Source organism: Marivita cryptomonadis (genome assembly GCF_002115725.1).
GTDB lineage: Bacteria > Pseudomonadota > Alphaproteobacteria > Rhodobacterales > Rhodobacteraceae > Marivita > Marivita cryptomonadis.
Genome location: NZ_JFKD01000009.1, coordinates 83,285 through 103,667, shown reverse-complemented (window position 1 = coordinate 103,667; position 20,383 = coordinate 83,285). Strand labels below are relative to the sequence as shown.

22 protein-coding genes and 1 pseudogene are annotated in these 20,383 nt (G+C 58.6%); 5 read left to right on the top strand and 18 right to left on the bottom strand.

The features are described from left to right. Positions 1 to 30: 30 nt before the first annotated feature. From MCRY_RS11745 to MCRY_RS22890, 10 genes are all read right to left on the bottom strand, one after another. Positions 31 to 648: a TetR/AcrR family transcriptional regulator gene (locus MCRY_RS11745; protein ID WP_085630059.1), complete on the bottom strand. Its 618-nt coding sequence runs from the start codon at positions 646 to 648 to the stop codon at positions 31 to 33. Further along, on the bottom strand, positions 641 to 1,510 hold the full coding sequence (ppk2, locus tag MCRY_RS11740) for a polyphosphate kinase 2 (RefSeq protein WP_085630057.1): 870 nt from the start codon (positions 1,508 to 1,510) through the stop codon (positions 641 to 643). Before ppk2 ends, MCRY_RS11745 begins: the two co-directional genes overlap by 8 nt. A 52-nt stretch (positions 1,511 to 1,562) precedes the next feature. After that, positions 1,563 to 2,501 (bottom strand): alpha/beta fold hydrolase, encoded by a 939-nt coding sequence (locus tag MCRY_RS11735; RefSeq protein ID WP_085630055.1) that lies wholly within the window; start codon positions 2,499 to 2,501, stop codon positions 1,563 to 1,565. Between the two features lie 24 nt (positions 2,502 to 2,525). Next, the gene (locus MCRY_RS11730; RefSeq protein WP_085630053.1) at positions 2,526 to 3,470 is read right to left on the bottom strand and encodes a homoserine O-succinyltransferase; all 945 of its coding nucleotides are present in this window, start codon (positions 3,468 to 3,470) and stop codon (positions 2,526 to 2,528) included. A 3-nt stretch (positions 3,471 to 3,473) separates the two neighbouring features. Beyond that, the gene (locus MCRY_RS11725) at positions 3,474 to 4,340 is read right to left on the bottom strand and encodes an ATPase (RefSeq protein WP_085630230.1); all 867 of its coding nucleotides are present in this window, start codon (positions 4,338 to 4,340) and stop codon (positions 3,474 to 3,476) included. A 156-nt stretch (positions 4,341 to 4,496) separates the two neighbouring features. Next, on the bottom strand, positions 4,497 to 5,822 hold the full coding sequence (locus tag MCRY_RS11720) for an outer membrane protein transport protein (RefSeq protein WP_139834097.1): 1,326 nt from the start codon (positions 5,820 to 5,822) through the stop codon (positions 4,497 to 4,499). Positions 5,823 to 5,945: 123 nt separating this feature from the next. Continuing rightward, the gene (locus MCRY_RS11715; RefSeq protein WP_085630049.1) at positions 5,946 to 6,803 is read right to left on the bottom strand and encodes a DMT family transporter; all 858 of its coding nucleotides are present in this window, start codon (positions 6,801 to 6,803) and stop codon (positions 5,946 to 5,948) included. Between the two features lie 44 nt (positions 6,804 to 6,847). Beyond that, positions 6,848 to 7,465 (bottom strand): hypothetical protein, encoded by a 618-nt coding sequence (locus MCRY_RS11710; RefSeq protein WP_085630047.1) that lies wholly within the window; start codon positions 7,463 to 7,465, stop codon positions 6,848 to 6,850. After that, positions 7,462 to 9,033, bottom strand: a complete 1,572-nt coding sequence (guaA, locus tag MCRY_RS11705; protein WP_085630045.1) for a glutamine-hydrolyzing GMP synthase — start codon at positions 9,031 to 9,033, stop codon at positions 7,462 to 7,464. The genes MCRY_RS11710 and guaA overlap by 4 nt, the downstream gene beginning before the upstream one ends. A gap of 69 nt (positions 9,034 to 9,102) precedes the next feature. Further along, positions 9,103 to 9,264, bottom strand: coding sequence for a hypothetical protein (locus tag MCRY_RS22890; RefSeq protein WP_171046168.1), 162 nt, complete (start codon positions 9,262 to 9,264; stop codon positions 9,103 to 9,105). Positions 9,265 to 9,461: 197 nt separating this feature from the next. Between MCRY_RS22890 and MCRY_RS11700 the strand changes: the two genes are divergently transcribed. After that, positions 9,462 to 11,006: a trimethylamine methyltransferase family protein gene (locus tag MCRY_RS11700; protein WP_085630043.1), complete on the top strand. Its 1,545-nt coding sequence runs from the start codon at positions 9,462 to 9,464 to the stop codon at positions 11,004 to 11,006. On the opposite strand, the gene MCRY_RS11695 is transcribed toward MCRY_RS11700, so the two are convergent. Continuing rightward, positions 10,999 to 11,310: a DUF6477 family protein gene (locus MCRY_RS11695; protein WP_085630041.1), complete on the bottom strand. Its 312-nt coding sequence runs from the start codon at positions 11,308 to 11,310 to the stop codon at positions 10,999 to 11,001. The two genes, MCRY_RS11700 and MCRY_RS11695, sit on opposite strands and share 8 nt — an antisense overlap. 243 nt (positions 11,311 to 11,553) lie before the next feature. On the opposite strand from MCRY_RS11695, the gene MCRY_RS11690 reads away from it, so the two are divergent. Both MCRY_RS11690 and lipA read left to right on the top strand, forming a co-directional pair. Further along, entirely contained in the window at positions 11,554 to 12,594 is a 1,041-nt protein-coding gene (locus tag MCRY_RS11690; RefSeq protein WP_085630039.1) for a DUF6456 domain-containing protein, read from the top strand. Positions 12,595 to 12,785: 191 nt separating this feature from the next. Beyond that, positions 12,786 to 13,736 (top strand): lipoyl synthase, encoded by a 951-nt coding sequence (gene lipA / locus MCRY_RS11685; RefSeq protein WP_085630037.1) that lies wholly within the window; start codon positions 12,786 to 12,788, stop codon positions 13,734 to 13,736. 113 nt (positions 13,737 to 13,849) lie between these two features. Here the strand turns inward: lipA and MCRY_RS11680 are convergent, their stop codons facing one another. Together MCRY_RS11680 and MCRY_RS11675 are read right to left on the bottom strand one after the other, a co-directional pair. Continuing rightward, positions 13,850 to 14,734 carry a c-type cytochrome gene (locus tag MCRY_RS11680; protein ID WP_085630035.1) on the bottom strand — a complete coding sequence of 295 codons (885 nt, stop codon included), beginning with the start codon at positions 14,732 to 14,734 and terminating at the stop codon, positions 13,850 to 13,852. 9 nt (positions 14,735 to 14,743) lie between these two features. Then, positions 14,744 to 15,208, bottom strand: a complete 465-nt coding sequence (locus MCRY_RS11675; RefSeq protein WP_085630033.1) for a c-type cytochrome — start codon at positions 15,206 to 15,208, stop codon at positions 14,744 to 14,746. Between the two features lie 97 nt (positions 15,209 to 15,305). On the opposite strand from MCRY_RS11675, the gene MCRY_RS11670 reads away from it, so the two are divergent. Then, positions 15,306 to 16,202: a LysR family transcriptional regulator gene (locus MCRY_RS11670; protein ID WP_171046169.1), complete on the top strand. Its 897-nt coding sequence runs from the start codon at positions 15,306 to 15,308 to the stop codon at positions 16,200 to 16,202. 178 nt (positions 16,203 to 16,380) lie between these two features. On the opposite strand, the gene hpt is transcribed toward MCRY_RS11670, so the two are convergent. Continuing rightward, on the bottom strand, positions 16,381 to 16,923 hold the full coding sequence (hpt, locus tag MCRY_RS11660; RefSeq protein ID WP_085630027.1) for a hypoxanthine phosphoribosyltransferase: 543 nt from the start codon (positions 16,921 to 16,923) through the stop codon (positions 16,381 to 16,383). 72 nt (positions 16,924 to 16,995) lie between these two features. Here hpt and MCRY_RS11655 point away from each other — a divergent pair, with 72 nt between their 5' ends. Then, entirely contained in the window at positions 16,996 to 17,439 is a 444-nt protein-coding gene (locus tag MCRY_RS11655) for a type II toxin-antitoxin system RatA family toxin (RefSeq protein ID WP_085630025.1), read from the top strand. Between the two features lie 81 nt (positions 17,440 to 17,520). Here the strand turns inward: MCRY_RS11655 and MCRY_RS11650 are convergent, their stop codons facing one another. From MCRY_RS11650 to ispF, 4 genes and pseudogenes are all read right to left on the bottom strand, one after another. Next, complete coding sequence (locus MCRY_RS11650; RefSeq protein ID WP_085630023.1) at positions 17,521 to 18,699, bottom strand: ammonium transporter; 1,179 nt, start codon at positions 18,697 to 18,699, stop codon at positions 17,521 to 17,523. A gap of 157 nt (positions 18,700 to 18,856) precedes the next feature. Beyond that, positions 18,857 to 19,330 (bottom strand): CinA family protein, encoded by a 474-nt coding sequence (locus MCRY_RS11645; RefSeq protein ID WP_085630228.1) that lies wholly within the window; start codon positions 19,328 to 19,330, stop codon positions 18,857 to 18,859. A 2-nt stretch (positions 19,331 to 19,332) separates the two neighbouring features. Next, the gene (locus MCRY_RS11640; protein ID WP_085630021.1) at positions 19,333 to 19,821 is read right to left on the bottom strand and encodes a phosphatidylglycerophosphatase A family protein; all 489 of its coding nucleotides are present in this window, start codon (positions 19,819 to 19,821) and stop codon (positions 19,333 to 19,335) included. After that, positions 19,818 to 20,297: pseudogene (gene ispF / locus MCRY_RS11635) on the bottom strand (2-C-methyl-D-erythritol 2,4-cyclodiphosphate synthase); the annotation flags it as partial. The gene MCRY_RS11640 and the pseudogene ispF, both read right to left, overlap by 4 nt. Positions 20,298 to 20,383: the final 86 nt, after the last annotated feature.

Here is a 20,383-nt window from a genome sequence, read left to right as displayed (position 1 = left end):
GATGTAATCCGTCGTGGTGGGTTTGTCACGTCACTGATCGGGGGCAATTAGGCCCAAACCGCGAAGGTACACGCCAATGCCGGTTTCCAGCAGCTCTTCTGGTGGAAACGGCGAGGTGGTTCCTGGCGAGTTGCGGGCGAACAGCTCGACCACACCGTGGCTCAGCGCCCAGATATGGGCCGAAAACATAGAGGCGGGTGGGCGTTTTTCCGGTGGAATGTGCTGCGACAGGTCTTCGGCAGCGCGTTCCAGAACGGCACGTGCGCGCCCAGAGGCTGCGGCAAGATCGGGTGTGCGGTTCACTGAGATGCCACTTTCAAACATAGCGATATAATGGCCGGGGTATTTTCGCGCAAAAGCTAAGTATGCGCGGCCTGTCGCCTCGAACGCGGCCAGTGCTGAGGGTTGGCCACTGTCATAGGCGTATTGCATCACGTCGGCAAAGATCTCATAGCCCTGAAGTGCGGCTTCGGCGATCAGGTCTTCGCGGCCTTCGAAATGGCGGTACACGGCAGCGGGTGTGACGCCCGCCTGTTTTGCTGCTTCCGACAGGGTAAAGCCCGTCGGGCCTTTTTCGGTGATCAGCTCGAGTGCTGCATCAACAAGAGCCTGCCGCAAATTGCCGTGATGATAGCCGCGTTTAGCCATCCCAGATGTCCGGTCCACCGCAGACTTTTGGATCCACCTGACCTAGCGCCTTGAGGTCCTTTCGGCTGTAGTCGAGCTGCGTCAACACGCTGCGGATCGCGTTGATCCGGGCGCGGCGTTTGTCGTCAGAGCGCACGATGGTCCAAGGTGCGTGGTCGGAATGGGTCTTTGCAAAGGTTTCCTTGATGGCGTCGCTATACGCATCCCATTTCTTGAGCCCTTCAACGTCGATCCAGCTGAGTTTCCATTGCTTGAGCGGATCGCTTTCCCGATCAAGGAAACGCCGCAACTGTTCGCCGCGACCGACATTCAGCCAAATCTTGAAGAGCTTGATGCCATCATCCACCAACATCTTTTCAAAATCAGGGGCTTGGCGGAAGAACTGGATGCGTTGTTCGGGTGTGCAGAAGCCAAAGACATGTTCGACCACGGCGCGGTTGTACCAGCTTCGATCAAAGAACGTGACGGCGCCCGCGGCCGGAAGATGATCGACATAGCGCTGGAAATACCACTGCGTCGCTTCGGTTTCCGAGGGCTTTGACAATGCCACGACATGCGCGCCGCGTGGATTAAGGTTTTCACGGAAGCGTTTGATTGTCCCACCTTTTCCGGCAGCATCGCGACCTTCGAAAACGATGGCGATGCGGGTGCCGGATTCTTTCGCCCAAGCCTTCATCTTCACCAGTTCGATCTGCAACGCAGCAAGGTCCTTTTCGTATGCCTTGCGCGGCATGCGTTCGGAATAGGGGTAATCGGGGTTCAGGATATCGTCCTTGTCCGCGCGTTTGATAGCATTGCGGATGTTGTCCGGCGCGGTGTCGGTGAAGAAGGCGCTGATTGCACCATCAAAGGGAAGGTCCATGCGGGCCCCTTTCTTTCGTCTGCTCTTCTTTGAATATGGGATGTTAATGCGATTAACGCAAACCCGCACGTTGTGCCGCGCGATCAATGGCGGCGATGACATCGGGTTCGGTGGCATGGTGCGGCATGTGGCCGATACCTTCGAGCACGGTCAGGTTTGCGCCTTTGATCTGCCGTGACAGGGGAATCGAATGGATCGACAGGCCGACAGTGGTGTCTGCGTCGCCGTGGACAATCTCGGTCGGCACGGTGATGGTGCCATAGCGAGTGTGAAGGGCTTTGATCTCATTCAGCAAATTCGCGCGCTGCATCGCGTTGGCGCGCATCGTGTCGCGTCGCAGGGTCAGGGGCGCGCCAATATATTCTGCATAGCCTTCGGGTTCTTTCTGCGGGGCAAAGACGCCTTCGATGGCGCTGTCGACCACGGGGTTGGGCACAAAGGCGGTCAGGGCGGGCACCACGGTGGCGCTGCCTAGGTCGCTGGACGTGATCTTGTAGAACAAGCTCAGATCGCTGGTCCACGGGTTTGATGCAGCAGCGAGGAGGATCAGTGCGGATAGGCTGTCAGGGCGCTCCACAGCCCAAGCGAGCGCCACGGCGCCACCGTAACTTTGCCCCAGAACCATCGGATTTTGCAGGCCAAGTTGGTCAGACGCATCCGCCAGCAAGGTCGCCTGTTCAATCAGGGTGGTGCCGTCGGGATTGACCCGTTCAGTATAGCCCAAACCAGGACGGTCAAACGCCGTGACACGGTAGCGGTCGGCCAGTTTGTCGACCAGCGAAAAGGTGAAATCGCGCAGGTTGCCGCTGGCCCCATGGATCAGTACGATATCTGGCCCTGTGCCCTTGGTGACGTAATGTACCTGCGTGCCATTGACGGTCAGGAATTGACCGAGCGGCGGAAACTGCTCTTCCGCCTTGGTTTCGCGGTAGCTGGCCGTACAGGCCGTTGTCAGCACCAAAGCGGCGGCACATCCAAGCGCCACGCCCATTCCTTTTAACGCCAAGCCGACCTCCTACCTGTTGCGCAGATCCGTGCTTGCTGCGCCGATCTGCTCAATATCGAACGGAGTTGTCAGGTAGATCTCTGACACCCAATTGCCATAGAGAAGATGGGCATGGCTGCGCCAGCGGTTCTGCGGCGGTTTGCTGGGGTCATTGTCGGGGTAGTAATTGGCAGGCACGTTGATCGGCGTGCCATTTTCCACGTCACGGTCGTATTCGTCCTTGAGCGTGTTGCTGTCATACTCGAAGTGGTTGAACACATAGAGCGCCCGGTGCTCCGGGTCTTCAACAAGGCAGGGCCCGGTCTCAGAGCTGTCGATCAGGATCGGAAGTCCGGCTTTTTCTACATCCTCGCGCCTGATCTCGGTCCAGCGGCTGACCGGAATCACCATATCGTCAGAGAATCCGCGCAGATAGGGCGACGCAGGTGCGAGGCTGCGATGACGGATGCAGCCGAACGCTTTGTGCGGCAGTTCGATCTTGGGCACACCGTGGAAGTGATTGATCATCGCCATGCCACCCCAGCACACGCCAAAGGTGGAATGCACATGGGTCTGGGTCCAGTTCATAACTTGGGTTAACTCTTCCCAGTAAGTCACGTCTTCAAAGGGTAAATGTTCGATTGGCGCGCCGGTGATGATGAGCCCGTCAAATTTCTCGCCACTGTCCGCAACTTCGGCAAAGGGGCGATAAAAGCTTTCCATATGTTCGGCTGCAGTGTTCTTGGTCTGATGTTCGGACATACGGATCAGGTTGAATTCGATCTGCAGTGGCGTTGCCCCAATCAGCCGGGCAAACTGATTTTCCGTCTGGATTTTCTTGGGCATCAGGTTGAGCAGCGCGATCCGCAGCGGGCGGATGTCCTGCTGGCTGGCCAGTTCATCGGGAATCACCATCACGCCCTCGCGCTTGAGCACGTCATAGGCGGGTAGGTTGTTGGGCAGTTTGATCGGCATGGCTTACGGTCTTTTCTGGTCTAGTGCGCTTGCGATCAACGCATCGAAATTGGCGGGCGAGGCGTCGGCCATCAGATCATGGGCGTCAATCGCGAGACCCCAGCGGTCGGCCATCATCTGGTAGCGCGGTTGCCTGTGTGCAAGGGCCTGCGCATAGGTCCAGCGGATAAAGCTGTCTGGATCAACATCGTTTGGTTCAAGGTTGTTTTCGCTCAGATATTGATTCCAAACGCGGGTCAGAAACTCGGGCTGATAAGCCATCGGTTTCGGCGCTTTGTCAAAGCGGCGGATCAATTCCGCAGTATGCGCGGCATCGCCTTTGATCCAGACCAGAAGCGCGTGTTTCGACAGTTCGGTCATGATCGGATCGTTGGGGTCTTCGGGGTCGACCCATTCGCAGATCGACCCGCCGGTATCACAAACGAAATGCGGATACCCGTACAGGTCCATGGCGCGGTCGATGAAATAGCCGGTGTCGAGCAGGGCGGCCATTTCGGCGCGGCGGAACTGATCCTGCCGTTTGCGGTACTCGTCGATGGGCATGCCGCCGCGCGACGGATCGCCGGGTTTGCCAAGATAGGCCGACACGGGGGCAAGGTTATGGAAGCTGATATTCGATCCGATATAGATCGAATCCGACATCAGCAATTCCCGCAGAAACGGCACCTTCATCGCCTCGCGCTTGGCGTTGTCGGCGATGTATTCGCCCATATAGCGGGTGCCGATGCGGTAATCGATCGAGTAGTGGAACCAGTCGCCCGTGTCGCGCAACAGGTTGGAAATATGGGTCTTGCCCAAGCCTGACATGGCAAACAGCACAACCCGTTTATGCGGCGCGTCATGCCAATCCTGTGCGGAGGAGTAAATCATCTGCGCTGTTCCATGTCCCATAATCCGTCGTTTGGAATTAACGGTGTGACGGGGGAGCGTCAAACGCTTGTGGCTGCGCGCATGATAAACCCCGCCGGACATGGGTCCGACGGGGCTACTCTTTAAGGCGTTACCGTTTAAATCTGGTGCCGCCTTTTAAAAGTCGACGGTCAACGAGAGACCAACACCCAAAGCAGTGTTGTCTTCGAATTTCACGCCCGACGCATCCTCGGCCTCTCCGATCCATGCGTATTCGAGACCACCACGAAGGGTCATGTTGTCCATTTTGTACTGGCCACCGACGCCAAGGCTCACGAAGCCGTCGCGCGGGGCAAGACGGGACACGGTGTCGCCGTTTTGTGCCTCGTAGGAGACCTGAACAAAGCCTGACAGGTCTTCCGAGAAGGCGCGGCCGATGCCGAGCTTCCACGTGGTGCGGTCGTTTTCAAAGCTGGTCACATTTCCGCCGGTCACACCTTCGTATTCTGGTGTGCGGACTTCCCACTTCGACCATTCGACCCATTTGACCTGACCAAAGAGCAGGGTTCCCGGTGCGATCCCGGTCTGAAAGTCGAGCGCCACAGCCTGAGGCATGGTCACCTTGGTGTCGCCACCAGTGGCGTCGATACCGAGGCCGGCAATGGTTTCCGCGGTGCTGAACGTGTGGGTGATTTCACTTTGCCACGACAAGGCGACGCGCAAAGCGATGTCGGGGATTTCATACGCGACACCAAGAATCGCGCCCCAGTCACCGACGCGGCGACCGCTGGCATTGTACTCCATCGACGTGCCGAAATTCTGTGCGGCGGCACCGAGTGTCTGCGCCTCTGCACCCAAAGCCTGTGCCTGAGCCCCGAGCGCCTGGGCTTGCGCACCAAGCTCTTGAGCAGTGGCCAGATCACCGGCAGCGCCTGCGGCTTGTGCCTGTGCGCCAAGCGCCTGAGCTTCGGCACCCAAGGCTTGCGCTTGTGCCCCCAGCCCTTGGGCGTTGCGGCCCACCGAGCTGCGTACGAGGAGATCCGGGATCGTGATGTCCGCTTGGCTTTCGACATAGCGCGCACCACCAAAGACCGAAACGCGGTCCGAGACGCGGTACTTGCCCACCAGTGCGACCTGGTCGCTGTCCCAATCGGCGGTCAGCCCGGCATAGACACCTTGGGTGTATTCCGCGCCCGCGCCGTAGGGGTTGTTCACGTACATGCCAAAGCTCAACTTCTCGGTGAAGTCGTTTTTATAGGCCAGGCTGTAGTTGCTGTAGTCGGTCAGCATGTTACCGGTGCTGCTTTCGCCGCCGCCTGCTGCCGTGAGTTCGGGTGTGTATTTGCCCGACAGTTCCGGCATCACATGCGAAAAGCTAAGCTGAAGCTGATCGTTGGTGGTGAACAGAAACCCGTAATCATTGTTCGAGCGTTCAATGCCGCCCGCATGTGCCGCGCCTGTTGCGACGGCAAGCGCCATCGCGCTTGTCATAAGTCTCATCATTTGGACCCTCATCCCTTGAGATTATTATAGTCTCCTCTGCAAATTTCGTACCCAACTGGCTGACACAGGGTCAATTTTGACCATACGTCAGCGGCGATGTTGTGCCGTAGCGTCACATTCTTGTTACGCGCGGGTCGAAGACCAGATGTTGTAGTAGTTCGCAGCGAAAATCAGGGCGGCGCCGATCAGCACAAACGGGTCCAGAGGTTCTGCATAAAGCAGCACTCCGACGATGGCGATCACCGGCAATCTGGTGAAGTCGATGGGCATCACGATGGTGGCCGGGGCCAGTGACAGCGCTGTGGTCAGGCAGAAATGCGCGACCAATCCGGCGACGGCGATCACGACGACCCAAGGCAGATTGGCGGCGGTTGGCAGGGCGATATCGCCATCATATCCAGCGAAACCAAGGCCTAGGACGGCTTGCATCACCGTGAGGTAGAACAGAATGCAGGTGATGGATTCGGTCCGGGTCAACTTGCGCGTGAACACCGCTGACCCGGCAAAACCGATGGCGGCCAGTGCGGCAGTGACCAGTCCGATATGAAACGTGTCCGGGCTGGGGCGTGTGACGATCAGAATACCGATGAACCCGATCACCGCCGCGATGGCTTGCGATTTGGTCAGCCGTTCACCCAGCACGAACGGTGCCATCAGCATGACCCATAGCGGCGAGGTGAATTCCAGCGCAAAGACCTGCGCCAAGGGAATCACGGTGATCGAGTAGAACCACAAGTTTTGTCCGGCGAAGTGACTGACATTGCGGATGAAATGGAGGCCAAGCTTTTGCGCGCGCACTTCGCGAAGGGTGCCTGCGACGCTTGCGATGGTGATCACGATGACCATTCCGATCAGGCTGCGGTACATCATGATTTCGAACGTATCGAGATCAAGACTGACAGCCCGGCCAGCCACGGCCATGGAGGTGAACGACACGATGGCACCGATCATCCAAAGGCATGCGCGGATTGTGGGGGACATGGTCACGTTGGCTGTCCCGTCGCGATAACTGTCGGGTCGATCATCTAGTCACGCGGCAGCTGACAGCAGCCCGACAAGAACCGACGTTGGCCAGGCGCGATCAACTGCATCGTGATGGTCCAACCGTAAGAGCGGTCGCTCATCCCGTCAAAGCAGGTCGCGCCCGAGATCGTCGCCTCGATCACACGGCTGTCCTCGGTGGCCAGTGTCACAAGCGCCGGGCTGCCAAGACGGCCCTCTGCGGTGACGATGCTGTCAAAGGCGAAATCCGTGTCGCCATCCACCGGGTGCGAATACCGTGCGTCATCGCCATAAAGGCCCAAGGCCCAGAACGGTTCTGTTCCTCCACAGATCAGGCCTTGAGGCACCGTCGTGTCGCCGAGAGTTGGAACCTCGTCGCGCGTGAGGAACCGGGTGGCGACCCAGCCGTCGCGTTCGTTCAGCGCAATGCGCGCCCAGTTGCCTGTCGCGTCGAATTCGAACGCTTCGATCCGCCGCGCGTCATAGGCGAGATCGCCGATATCCACGCTGCTGCCCGAGGGTTCGGAGCGTACGTTCAGCACATCATCAATCGCAACACCGACGACGCGATGATACGACGGTTCGGCCTGTGCCAGTGTGGACAGGCCAAGCGCTAATGTGATCAGGCTGGCGCGGATCATTCCCACTCGATCGTTCCCGGCGGTTTCGAGGTGATGTCATAGGTCACGCGGTTGATGCCTTTGACTTCGTTGATGATCCGAGTCGCGGTTTCGCCAAGGAAATCATGCTCGAACGGATAGTAATCCGCTGTCATTCCATCAACCGAGGTTACGGCCCGCAGGGCGCAAGCGTAATCATATGTACGCCCGTCGCCCATCACACCAACGGTGCGCACCGGCAAAATGGCGACAAAGGCCTGCCAGATCTCGTCATAGAGGCCGTGCTTGCGAATCTGGTCGATATAGACGGCATCGGCCTTGCGCAGAATTTCGAGCTTTTCGCGGGTGATCTCTCCGGGGCAGCGGATGGCAAGGCCGGGGCCGGGGAATGGGTGACGCCCGATGAAGCTGTCGGGCAGGCCAAGTTCACGACCCAGCGCGCGCACCTCGTCCTTGAACAGTTCGCGCAACGGTTCAACCAGTTTGAGGCCCATCTTTTCCGGCAGACCGCCGACATTGTGGTGGCTCTTGATCGTTACCGACGGGCCACCGCTAAAGCTGACCGACTCGATCACGTCTGGATAAAGCGTGCCTTGGGCGAGGAATTCCGCGCCTTCGATCTGGTTCGCGTATTTCTGGAACACGTCAATAAATAGACGACCAATGATTTTTCTTTTTGTTTCCGGGTCACTTACACCGTCAAGTTCACCCAAGAAAAGCTCTTGTTCCTGTGCATGGATCACCCGTAGGTTCATGTGATCGCGGAACATCGCAACCACCTCCTCGGCCTCGTTCATGCGCAGCAGGCCGTGATCCACGAACACGCAGGTCAACTGGTCGCCAATCGCGTCGTGCAGCAAAGCCGCCGCGACCGAACTGTCTACGCCGCCGGACAGGGCGCAAATGACGGGTTTGTCGCCGACCTGATCCTTGATCTTGCGGATGGCCTCTTCGCGGTAGGCTCCCATCGTCCAGTCGCCGGTAAAACCCGCGAGTTGCACGAAATTCTGATAGAGCGTCTTGCCGTTGGGCGTGTGGTGCACCTCGGGGTGGAACTGCACCGCATAGAACCTGCGGTCGGTGTCGGCGGTGATTGCAAACGGTGCGCCCGGCGAGGTGCCCAGAACATCAAAACCCGGAGCGACTTCAGACACATGGTCGCCGTGGCTCATCCAGACCTGTTCACGGCCAGAGCCGTCCATGAACCAACCGGCCAAAAGGTCGCTACGGGTTTCAGACGGGGTGACATAGGCGCGGCCGAATTCAGCGGTTGCGTGTTCGCCAGCTTCCACTTTGCCGCCCAGATCCTGCATCATGACCTGCTGGCCATAACAGATGCCAAGAATCGGCACGCCCATCTCGTAGGCCTTTTTCGGCGGGCGCGGGCTGCCTTCGCGCATCACGCTGTCCGGGCCACCGGAAAAGATGATCGCTTTGGGGGCGAACTCGGTCAGGAATGCATCCGTCACCTTCTGGTACGGATGAATTTCGCAATAGACATTCAGCTCGCGCAGGCGACGCGCAATCAGCTGCGTGACCTGACTGCCGAAGTCGATGATAAGAAGACGGTCGTGTTCTGCTGTGTTCATGGCTCCTGATAGGCAGAGCCATGGAAAATGGCAATATTGCCGATGCGCTTCTGTGCGCGTGTCGGATCATCAGGGTGCGTAGATGCGGTGGACGGCATAGGCGCCGACAATCCAGACCAGAAAACACATCACAATCGCGATGATGACGCCGCTGAACCCCGTAAGGGCTAGCGCTAGACCGGCACATAGAACCAACACCATCGCGGCGGTCTTTTTCGGGGCATAGGTCATTGGGGTCTCCTGTCATGGTTTGACCAGTCAACCCGTATCAAACCGGACAGGTTCCCCTGACGTCGCTGGTTGCCTTGTCAAATGTCGCTTTCGCAACGGACAAGACGTAATCCGTCACTGTCGACCCACTGTCTCATATTATGGAATGTCCACCGGTCGCTGGGCCGGACCCAACAGAATCCGTACGGAGTGGAATCATGGCAGAGGCAGAAACACGCAGACGGTCACGCGGTGGCGGCGGTGCGGCACGGCGGGCAGAGCGCACGGCGGTTTCTGTCGAAACGGCGAAATACATCCAGCGCAACATCCCGAATTTCGAGATCCTGAATGAAGAGGCGATCGAGATCATCGAGACCAACGCGGAAACTGTGCTGGCCGAGATCGGTGTGAACTTTGTGAACAACCCCGCCGCGTTGGATCGTTGGCGCGAAGCCGGTGCCGAGATCACTGGCGAACGTGTGCGTATCCCACGTGGTCTGGCGCGCAAGCTGTGCAGCACGGCCCCGTCGACCTTTACTCAGCACGCCCGCAACCCGGACCGTGCGGTTGAAATCGGCGGACGCAATCTGGTTCTCGCCCCGGTCTATGGCCCTCCGTTTGTGCATGACGCCATGGGCGGTCGCCGCTATGCGACGATGGCCGATTTCGAAAAATTCGTGAAGCTGGGCTATATGTCCAAGTGGTTGCACCATTCCGGTGGCACTGTGTGCGAACCCACCGATATCCCGGTCAACAAGCGTCACCTCGACATGCTGATGGCGCATATGACCCTGTCGGACAAACCCTTCATGGGGTCTGTGACGGAACCCAGCCGGGCACAGGATAGCGTGGACATGTGCGAGATCCTGTTCGGCAAGGATTTTGTGCAGGACAATACGGTGATGACCTCGCTCATCAACATCAACTCGCCCATGACGTTTGACGACGTGATGATGGGCGCTTTGGAAGTCTATGCGCGCAACAATCAGGCCTGTATCGTCAGCCCCTTTATCGTCGGTGGTGCCATGGCGCCGGTGTCGGTGGCCGGAACCCTGACGCAGGTTTTGGCCGAAGTCATGGCGGGTATCGCCTATAGCCAATTGGTGCGCCCCGGCGCCCCGGTGATCTTTGGCGCCTTCGTGACCTCGATCGACATGAACTCGGGCGCGCCCACATTCGGGACACCCGAAGCCAGCCAGATCACCTACGGGGCAGGGCAGTTGGCCCGCCGCATGGGCCTGCCGTTCCGCTCTGCCGGTAGCTTCACCGGATCGAAACTGCCTGACGCGCAGGCGGCGTATGAGACGGCCAATAGCCTCAACATGGGTCTGCTGTCGGGTGTCAACTTCATGCTGCATGCCTGTGGGTGGCTCGAAGGTGGTCTGGTCGCTTCGTTCGAAAAATTCGTCATGGATGCCGATCAGCTTGGCGCTTTGCACAAGATGGCGAAGGGCATTTCCTTTGACGAAGAAGCGCAAGCGATGGGTGCGATTGCAGAAGTGGGGCCGGGCGGGCACTACCTTGGATGCGCCCACACGCAGGCGCATTTCAAGAGTGCGTTCTGGCGGTCCGATCTGTTCGATTTCAAGCCATACGAGACCTGGTCCGAAGAGGGTGCGCGGGACACGATGGCGCTTGCCACTGAGCGGGTCCAGCGATTGATCGACACCTATCAACAACCGCCTCTTGATCAGGGCATCCATGAAGCCCTGACCGATTACGTGGCGCGCAAAAAAGCCTCCATGCCCGACGCATTCATGTAGGTGCGGGGGCCTCGTTGATCTGCGTCTGAGTGCGCAGCAACTGATACTCTCCCATGATCGCGGTCAAAAGATCGACATGCGCGGCGATGCTGTACCCGGCATCGCCGCTTTCGCGTTTTTCGTTCATTTCGGCTTCGAGTGTCATCAGACGGATGACCGTGGGCCCAACGCGGAGCGCAACGCCATAGCCCAACAGCCGTGGCAGCCGTGCGTCCCGGCGATAGGTTTGCGTGCCGATCCTGGCTGCGCGGATCAAAAGGCGCGGGCGGCGCAAAGTGGCGATTTGGGTCATCAGGTCTTGCATGGTCGGCTCCTTTTCAAGCGTGGCGCAGTGCCAAGAATGACCGAACCATTGCACAACCTAGGCGAGTGTTGCGTTGTGGGAGGGCTGGCGAACGGTGTGCTTTCTATTTGTTTACTATTTGGAAACAAAAGGTTCGAAACCGCCAAAAGTTAACAAATCAGAAACAAATACACTCATAGGTTGATTGCTGTTTGTGGATAAATCTGTGGATTTCTTCACGTCAGAGTCGAATGGGGGATTTCAATGACTGACCTGCACCACGTCAAAAACCGATCTGGATTAAGCGCGCTTTTTCCTGAAGAAGCGCATCGCTACCTTGCCCATACCGCCGAAGGACGTCCGCTGCGCGAGATCGCACGCGAAGCGGGATGCCATGCCTCGACCGTTCTCAGGCAGGTGCGCAAACTCGAAACGTTAAGGGACGATCCGCTTGTCGACCACGTGCTCGCCGCGCATGGCGTAGAGCCATGCGACGACGCGCCCTCGCGGGAAGACCTTGATGCAGTCACGGAAGCGATGCGTCTCTTGTGTCAGCCGGGAGCGATGATGCTGTACCGCGCAGGCGTTGAACGGGCGGCCATTATCAGGACGGTTGGCGACAGCGATACGCTGGTGCTTGGAACGGTCTTGCTTGATGTGGCGGCGGCCCTGATCCTGCGCAACTGGATCGCGCCGATTGGCGGTTCCGATCTGAAACGCTACCGGATCACCGATGAAGGCCGCAGTCACCTTCCGAAACTGGTTGCAGGCCGGGATGCTCGGGCGGCAGAAGCCAGCGATCACATGGTTCAGCTTTTTGCCAAGACAGGTTCAAGCTGTCACCCTAGGGATCGGTCTCAGCCCGGGGGGCCAGGTGCAGACAGCCCGCTTACGGTTTTGGCGCGCCGTCGCGGGCCGGATGGCAAGCCGTTCCTGTCGCCTGACTTCGTCGCGGCAGGAGACCGTCTGCACGAGGATTTTGCTATCGCGGGCTTTGCGATGTCCGAAATGTTGGGCTGGGAGTGGCCGGACGCGTTGCAGCCGCTGTATGACCGCACAGATGCCATGACCGATCGTCTGCGGCGCGAGGCCAGTGCCCGCACCCTTGACGCGGTTCGGGATCTTGGGCCGGGGTTAAGCGAAGTTGTCCTGCGGTGCTGCTGCTTGCGCGAAGGCTTGGAAGTCACGGAAAAACGGCTGGGCTGGTCGGCGCGGTCAGGCAAGGTGGTGCTTCGGATCGCATTGCAACGCCTTAGCCTGTTCTACGCCAGAACCCGCGCTGCAGGTCCTGTCCTGATCGGATGATGCAGCTTGACGTCGGGTCAGGCTGACGCACAGGGCTAAAACGGGCCGACTGTGGGCCGTTTTAGTGGTGGCAGGAGGAACTCGTTACCATTGGGAATTTGAAGCTGCAACGCAGCTATGCAATACTGGTACTACCTCCTGCCATCTTCTATGTTAGAGGAAGCAGCACTTGAATAAGCGGGGAAAAACCGTTGCGCGACCTCAAGATCCCAGAACAGCGCCATCCTGAAAAGGCGCATCGACCGGATAACGCCCAGCCGAAGAAGCCAAGCTGGATCCGCGTGAAAGCACCGGGCGGCGAAGGCTATAATGAAACCCGCCGCATCATGCGCGAGCATAAACTGGTGACTGTCTGCGAAGAGGCGGGCTGCCCCAACGCTGGCGAATGCTGGAGCCAGGGCCACGCCACCATGATGATCATGGGTGATATTTGCACCCGTGGCTGCACTTTCTGCAACATTGCCACCGGGCGTCCTGACACGCTGGATGCGTTTGAACCGGGCCGTGTTGCCGATGCGGTGCAAAAGTTGGGTCTGAACCACGTCGTGATCACGTCGGTAGATCGCGACGATCTTGATGATGGCGGGGCAGAACACTTTGCCCAAACCATTCGCGCCATCCGACATCGCGCGCCCAACACGACGATTGAAATTCTGACCCCGGATTTCCTCAAATGTGGGCCCGATGCGTTGGAAACCGTGGTGGCAGCCCATCCGGACGTGTTCAATCACAACCTTGAAACAGTGCCCGGTCTTTACCCCGAAGTGCGTCCCGGCGCGCGATATTTCCACAGCCTGCGTCTGTTGCAGCGCGTGAAAGAGATCGACCCGTCGATCTTTACCAAGTCAGGCATCATGGTTGGGCTTGGCGAAGACCGTCAGTCGGTCATGCAGGTCATGGATGACATGCGGGCTGCGGATGTGGATTTCCTGACCATAGGCCAGTACCTGCAACCGACCCCGAAACACCACGGCGTTGATCGTTTCGTGACCCCCGAGGAGTTCGCGGGCTACGAAAAGGCGGCTTATGGCAAGGGCTTCCTCATGGTTTCGGCAACGCCGCTGACCCGGTCTTCGTATCACGCGGGAGATGATTTCGCCCGGTTGCGCGCCAACCGCGAGGCGAAGCTGGCCAAGGTCTGAGCGAAAAAGCTTTGAAGCTTTTTGCCAAAGCCTTTCAAGGCTTTGGTACGCCAGATGGAACGCTCGGCACGGATACTCTCAAAGAGTATCCACAAAGTTTTTGCAGATTTGGCTTACGGCAGCGCCTTGAGATAGGCCGCGACCGCTTCCCGATCACTGGCGGGTAGTTTGGCGAAATTCTCGATCACGGCCACCATATGCCCACCAGCGCTGTCGAAATCAGGCGTAAAGCCGGTTTCGAGATAGTAGACGATCTCGGTTGGTCCCCATGTCAGATCAGCAGGCCGCAGCGACGGGATCATACCGCGACCAGTGGGATTGGGTGCACCGCCCAGCCAGTTCGCCCGGTTCATACCGCCCAAAGCGTCACGTGGCGTGTGGCATTCGCCGCAATGCGCCAACGCTTCAACCAGATATTGGCCCCGCTCCAGTTCTGGAGTGTCCGCGATCTGTACCGCCCAGTCGTCTTTCAGATACAAGAGTTTCCACACGCCGACCGACCGCCGGATGTTAAACGGAAAGCCAACCTCGTGCGGCTGACTTGGTGTGGCGTCGCGGGGCAGGGTTTGCCAATACGCCCAAAGATCGACCACGTCCTGATCGTCCATATGCAGGTACGAACCATAGGGAAAGGCAGGGTAATAATGTTGCCCGTCGGGCGAGACACCTTTCTTCACCGCGCTGGCAAAGTCTCCCAAAGTCCATGCGCCAATACCAGCTTCGGGATCGGGGGAGATATTTGGGGCGATAAAGGTGCCGAAATCGGACGGGAATCGCTGTCCTCCGGCGAGGATGAGCTTTGCATCGCCTTCGGCATCGGGTGCTGCATGGCAGGATGCACAGCCCGAAGCGATGAAAACAGTCTCACCTTTGGCCGGATCGCTGTCGCGTCCGGCCAAAGGGCTGCTGTCGATGGGCGTGGCACGCGTTACGAACACCCCAACTGCTGCCGCAGCAACAGCCAGAACCAAGACACCTGGTATTAATCCACGCTGCATCTCTGCAGATCAGTTCGCCGGAGCGCGATATGTGTCGTGACAGGCTTTGCAAGTGCCCCCAACTTGGCCCATCACAGGTCCAAGACCTTCAACACCACCCGCTGCGGCGGCCTGAATGGCCTGAGCGGCTGTGCCGAAATCGCTCCACTTGGAAAGAAAATCGTCGTTTGCGTCCCAAATATTCGGTTGGGCACGTGTGCTGTCGAGTGCCATGTTGTCCGAACCGGCTGGCCACATCGGCCCTTGCTGGATCATGGACACTGCGACCAGCGTGTCTGCTGCGGCTTGTGCTGCGTCAGCGTTATAGTCCATTTTGCCCTGCGCCATCCCGCCAAGGATACCAAGGTTGATCGCCATGATGCGGAACTGGCCCTGACGTGCTTTCAGCTCGGCTGAAAAGTCGTCCTGTGCCATGGCTGCGGTGCCGCAACCCAGTGCCGTGAAGGCGATTGCAAACGCGAGATTTTTCTTCATCAATTCATACTCCCTGAAAATTGTATGATCTGTGACCTAGTATGCCTCGCCCTGTGCACAAATTAATTGTTAGAAAATGCAAAAAGGGTCCGCATCTATGCACAAGCTGAATTGGGACGATTTGCGGTTTGTATTGGCCGTGGCCGACACCGGTTCGGTGAATGCGGCTGCAAAGGTGCTGGGCGTCAACCACGCCACGGTTCTGCGCCGCATCGCGTCCTTCGAAGAATCCTGCGGCGGACCGGTGTTCGAGCGCGACCGAAGCGGCTATCGGCTGCGTCCCAACCGGGCGCCCGTGATCGAAGCCGCTCGCCTTGCTGCCCAACATGTCAAATCCGCCGAGGCGCTGATGCAGGGCCGCCAGAATGTTGTGGGCAAAACTTTGCGCATCACCTCGACGGACTCGTTCTGTCAGACGGTGCTGGCTTGGATCTATCCGGCTTTGGCGCGGCGCGTGGCGCCTGACCGATTGACCTACCTGTCATCGAACCCGCATGTCGACATGGCGCGGCTACACGCCGATGTCGCTCTGCGCCCGGCGATGGTTTTGTCCGAGGACCTCGTTGGTCGTAAGGTCGCCGATATGCGCTTTGCGGTATATGCGCGGGCCAAACGACGTGAGCCGCAGGGATGGCTAGGCATGACCGGCGCGTTGGAACGGTCAGGCCCTGCGCAATGGATGGCAAGCGAGATCGACCCTTCCGACGTCATTGCCAGCGCAGATAGTTTTTGTCTGCTGACCCAGATGCTGAACAAAAGTAACGCGCAAAGCATACTGCCATGTCTTCTTGGCGATGCGGCACCCGAGCTGGAGCGGATTGCCTGCGATGTTCCGGATTTTGTTGTCCCGGTCTGGGTCGCGTGCCACCGCGATCTTGCAGGCAGCGACCGCATCCAACGCCTCATGGAATCCTTGGAGAAACTGCTGCAACCGCATCTTGCGGCGATTGCCGGCGAACAAAGCAGTCCCGTCAAATCACTGGCTCGATCTTAGCGAAGCACCCGATTGGGCACCTGTTCGGGCTCAAGGGACATCCAGTCTGGCCAACCCACCCACCGCTCGATGGCAACGATCGCGAGGCATAGGGCGATAACGGCCAAAACAAATTTCACCCGCGCGGGGCTGGGCGGGTTTCGCACCCAGTGTGCCATCCGCAACAGATGAAACCAGTTCACGCCTCGGGGAACCGCACTTTGCCAATAAAGGGCAGGTTGCGGTTGCGCTGTGCGTAGTCGATGCCATAGCCGACCACAAATTCGTCCGGGATCGAAAACCCGATCCAATTCGCCGCCACATCCGTTTCGCGCCGTGACGGCTTGTCCAGCAGGGCGATGGTGCGCAGCCGCCCCGGATTGCGCGATTCGAGCAGGCCCACCACGTGTTTGAGCGTGTGCCCGGTGTCGACGATATCCTCAACGACAAGCACATCACGGCCTTCGATCTGGCCGCGCAGGTCTTTCAGAATCCGCACCTCGCGGCTTGATTCCATACTGTCGCCGTAGGAGGACGCCTCAAGGAAATCGACTTCGACCGGCAGATCCAGTTCGCGCACCAGATCGGCGATGAACACGAAACTGCCGCGCAACAGGCCCACCACAACCAACTTGTTGGTATCGCGGAATTCTTCTTTGATGGCGTTCGACAATTCCTCGATCCGGGCGGCAATTGCCTTGGCCGAGATCATTTCGTCGATGACATAAGGACGCTCTGACATAGGTTTCCCTTGATTTTTCGCGCGCACAATACGACATCCCCCGCCACTGTCACGGTCAAAACAAAAGAGCAGATGCCCACACATTCTGAAACCCGCACCCTGCCGTACACGGCGCAACAGATGTACGATCTGGTCGCGGACGTGGCGAATTACCCCAAATTCCTGCCATGGACAGCGGCCGCGCGCATCCGATCGCGCGAAGACCGGGGCGATCATATGGAAATGCTGGCGGATCTGGTGATCAGCTTCAAAGTGTTCCGCGAACGCTTTGGCAGCCGTGTGGTGCTGTGGCCCGAGCAGATGAAGATCGACACAGAATATTTGGATGGTCCGTTCCGGCACATGCATTCGAACTGGGGATTCAAGGATGTGGATGACGGGGTCGAAGTGACCTTCTTTGTCGACTTCGAATTCAAGAACCGCATCCTGCAAGGGGCGGCGGGCATGTTCTTTTACGAAGCCATGCAGCGGATCGTCCGCGCCTTTGAACGCCGTGCGGCAGAATTGTACAGCTGACCCGTTCGGCAGCCGTGGCGCCAATATAAAAATGGGCGGACCGTTGGGCCCGCCCGGTTACTCGTAAACGCACTATCCGATTTATGACGCGTGGTCGTACGCCCGTTCGCCATGCACGATGATATCCAGGCCCGAATTCTCGGTCTCTGCATCAACGCGGATCGGCGTGATCATCTTGACAACAAACACCAATACTACGGTCACAACCAGAGTGAACACGCCCACGATGGCCAATGAACCCAGCTGCGCCGCAAAGCTGCCCGCGCCGAAAACCGCGATCATGATGGTGCCAAAGATGCCGCCCACGCCGTGCACGGCGAACACATCCAGCGTGTCGTCGATTTTGAGCATATTGCGGATCACGTTCACGGCTTCCTGACACAGCACACCCGCGACGGCCCCGATGATCAATGCCTCGACAGGGCCGACAAAACCTGACGCGGGTGTGATTGACGCAAGTCCCGCAATCGTTCCGGTGACCATACCGACCAGCGATGCCTTGCCGAACTTGACCTTTTCCCACAGCGCCCATGTCAGCGACGCAGTTGCGGCCGAGATATGCGTGACGGTCAGGGCCATGGCCGCGCCACCATCTGCGGCCAATTGCGATCCGCCATTGAAGCCGAACCAGCCGACCCACAGCATCGCAGCCCCGATCATCACGAAGCCGGGGTTGTGCGGCGGTGTTGTGTGGTTCTTGCGCGGTCCAAGGAACACCGCGATGATCAGCGCCGCGATCCCGGCGGTTTCATGCACCACGATGCCTCCCGCAAAGTCACGCACCCCGGTGTCGCCAAAGATGCCGCCATCGGACAGGAAGCCACCGCCCCAGACCCAATGCACCACTGGCGCATAGCAGAGCAGCATCCACAGCCCCGAGAAGAGCAGCACAAAGCCAAAGCCCACGCGTTCGACATAGGCGCCGACGATCAGGGCAGGGGTGATGATGGCGAAAGTCATCTGGAAGGCAAAGAACAGAACCTCGGGCAATGTGCCCGCCAGATCATCGGTTCCGACGCCCAAAAGGAACATCTTACCCAGACCGCCCCAATATGCATTTCCGTCGCCAAATGCGATTGTGTACCCGAAGGCCAACCACAGAACGCTCATCAAACAGGCAATGGCATAGCAATGCATGAACACGCTCAGCACATTTCGCGCGCGCACAAGCCCGCCGTAAAACAGGGCAAGCCCCGGTAGTGTCATGAACAACACAAGCGCTGTTGCCACGATAATCCAGGCCGTATCGGCTCCGTTCATCTGTCCCATCCTTTGATTTGGCTTTGTTTGGCGCGGTCAAAGCGGATCAGGTTCGTGGAAAAAAGAGGCAAAACAGGAATTTGCATGCCTTAAAAATTAGCAGACATGGTTTTGTTTAATTATTGTGCGAAAAGATGGCTGGATGCGCAACAAAGCATCACAATTTGCTTAGTGCCGCCACTAAGAGGGTCAGCGCCTCATCCCGTGCGGCTGTGCGGACATTGGCCCGACCAAGTGCTCCGAACTCAATGGTGGTGGTCTGAACGCCCTGAGCGGTCGCCAGACCGAAACACACGCGGCCTTCGGGCTTGAACTCCGAGCCACCCGGCCCGGCGATCCCGCTGATTGACACCGCCACATCGGCCTGTGCCGCAGCCAGCGCCCCCAGCGCCATTTCGCGCGCAACGTCTTCGGACACCGCGCCATGTGCCTCCAGAGTGGCAGGTGACACGCCCAGCATCTCCACCTTGGCTTGGTTGGAGTAGGTTACGAACCCCCGCTCGAACACCGAAGACGATCCAGCGACATCGGTGATCGCGGCGGCCACCATGCCACCAGTACAGCTTTCGGCGGTTGTCACAGTTGCGCCCGCCGCAACGGCAAGACGCAACAGCTCGTCAGCCAAAGGCAGCGTCACATCAGCACCAGATGAAACAGTGCCGCCAGCGCCGCCACGCCAATGGCTGCGAACACACCTGCGATCACGTCGTCCAGCATCACGCCCAACGCATCGCCGCGGGCATCGGCCTGGCCGACCAGCCAAGGCTTCCAGATGTCGAACAGCCGAAACAGCACGAAGGCCGCGATCCAGCCGGGGTACAGCGCCAGTAGATCCGCCGACATGCGCGACGCGCCGTAAGCCACTGGAAACAGGGCAATCCACTGGCCGACCACTTCGTCCACGACAATGTAGGACGGGTCATGATCCTCTTGCTCTTTGGTGATCTCGCGCGTTGCGATCCAGCCGGACATGAAGACGAAAAAGGTCAGGTTCACCAGCAACCAGAAGCCGCCAATCGACAGAACAGCATAAGCGACCGGCAGGGCGGCCAATGACCCCCATGTGCCGGGTGCGGGCTTAAGGTATCCAACGCCGAAGAATGTCGCGATCAGTTTGTTCATGGTGCCACCAATGCAGCCGTGGCGATGGCCGCGATACCCTCACCGCGCCCGGTGAACCCCAGCTTCTCGGATGTGGTCGCCTTGACCGAGATATCCTCGATCGGCAGGTCCATGATGTCGGCCAAAGTGGCGCGCATCGCGTCGGCATGGGGTCCGATCTTGGGAAACTCGCACACCATTGTGCAATCCACGTTGCTGATGACGAATCCCGCGTCCCGCGCCAACTGAACCGCGTGTTTCAGGAAAATTTCGCTGGCCGCACCCTTCCACTGAGGATCCGAAGGGGGGAAGTGCCGCCCGATGTCGCCCGCTGCCAATGCACCGTAGATCGCATCAGTGATCGCATGCATCCCGACATCCGCATCGGAATGACCCATAAGCGTTTGATCATGCGGCACTTTAACGCCGCACAGGACAACATGATCCCCCGGCCCGAACTTGTGAACGTCATAGCCATTGCCAAGCCGAACTTTCATCTGCACATCCCTTGAATTGCTATGGCTTGTCTAAGGTTAGTCCGGTGGCTGTGCAATCTCCCCCGGCTAGTTGCACAATAATTAGG

Coding starts and splice junctions, on each gene's coding strand:
- MCRY_RS11745 (WP_085630059.1), bottom strand. CDS start 648: ATGGCTAAACGCGGCTATCATCACGGCAATTTGCGGCAGGCTCTTGTT.
- ppk2 (WP_085630057.1), bottom strand. CDS start 1,510: ATGGACCTTCCCTTTGATGGTGCAATCAGCGCCTTCTTCACCGACACC.
- MCRY_RS11735 (WP_085630055.1), bottom strand. CDS start 2,501: ATGGGCGTGGCGCTTGGATGTGCCGCCGCTTTGGTGCTGACAACGGCC.
- MCRY_RS11730 (WP_085630053.1), bottom strand. CDS start 3,470: ATGCCGATCAAACTGCCCAACAACCTACCCGCCTATGACGTGCTCAAG.
- MCRY_RS11725 (WP_085630230.1), bottom strand. CDS start 4,340: ATGATTTACTCCTCCGCACAGGATTGGCATGACGCGCCGCATAAACGG.
- MCRY_RS11720 (WP_139834097.1), bottom strand. CDS start 5,822: ATGATGAGACTTATGACAAGCGCGATGGCGCTTGCCGTCGCAACAGGC.
- MCRY_RS11715 (WP_085630049.1), bottom strand. CDS start 6,803: ATGTCCCCCACAATCCGCGCATGCCTTTGGATGATCGGTGCCATCGTG.
- MCRY_RS11710 (WP_085630047.1), bottom strand. CDS start 7,465: ATGATCCGCGCCAGCCTGATCACATTAGCGCTTGGCCTGTCCACACTG.
- guaA (WP_085630045.1), bottom strand. CDS start 9,033: ATGAACACAGCAGAACACGACCGTCTTCTTATCATCGACTTCGGCAGT.
- MCRY_RS22890 (WP_171046168.1), bottom strand. CDS start 9,264: ATGACCTATGCCCCGAAAAAGACCGCCGCGATGGTGTTGGTTCTATGT.
- MCRY_RS11700 (WP_085630043.1), top strand. CDS start 9,462: ATGGCAGAGGCAGAAACACGCAGACGGTCACGCGGTGGCGGCGGTGCG.
- MCRY_RS11695 (WP_085630041.1), bottom strand. CDS start 11,310: ATGCAAGACCTGATGACCCAAATCGCCACTTTGCGCCGCCCGCGCCTT.
- MCRY_RS11690 (WP_085630039.1), top strand. CDS start 11,554: ATGACTGACCTGCACCACGTCAAAAACCGATCTGGATTAAGCGCGCTT.
- MCRY_RS11680 (WP_085630035.1), bottom strand. CDS start 14,734: ATGCAGCGTGGATTAATACCAGGTGTCTTGGTTCTGGCTGTTGCTGCG.
- MCRY_RS11675 (WP_085630033.1), bottom strand. CDS start 15,208: ATGAAGAAAAATCTCGCGTTTGCAATCGCCTTCACGGCACTGGGTTGC.
- MCRY_RS11670 (WP_171046169.1), top strand. CDS start 15,306: ATGCACAAGCTGAATTGGGACGATTTGCGGTTTGTATTGGCCGTGGCC.
- hpt (WP_085630027.1), bottom strand. CDS start 16,923: ATGTCAGAGCGTCCTTATGTCATCGACGAAATGATCTCGGCCAAGGCA.
- MCRY_RS11655 (WP_085630025.1), top strand. CDS start 16,996: ATGCCCACACATTCTGAAACCCGCACCCTGCCGTACACGGCGCAACAG.
- MCRY_RS11650 (WP_085630023.1), bottom strand. CDS start 18,699: ATGAACGGAGCCGATACGGCCTGGATTATCGTGGCAACAGCGCTTGTG.
- MCRY_RS11640 (WP_085630021.1), bottom strand. CDS start 19,821: ATGAACAAACTGATCGCGACATTCTTCGGCGTTGGATACCTTAAGCCC.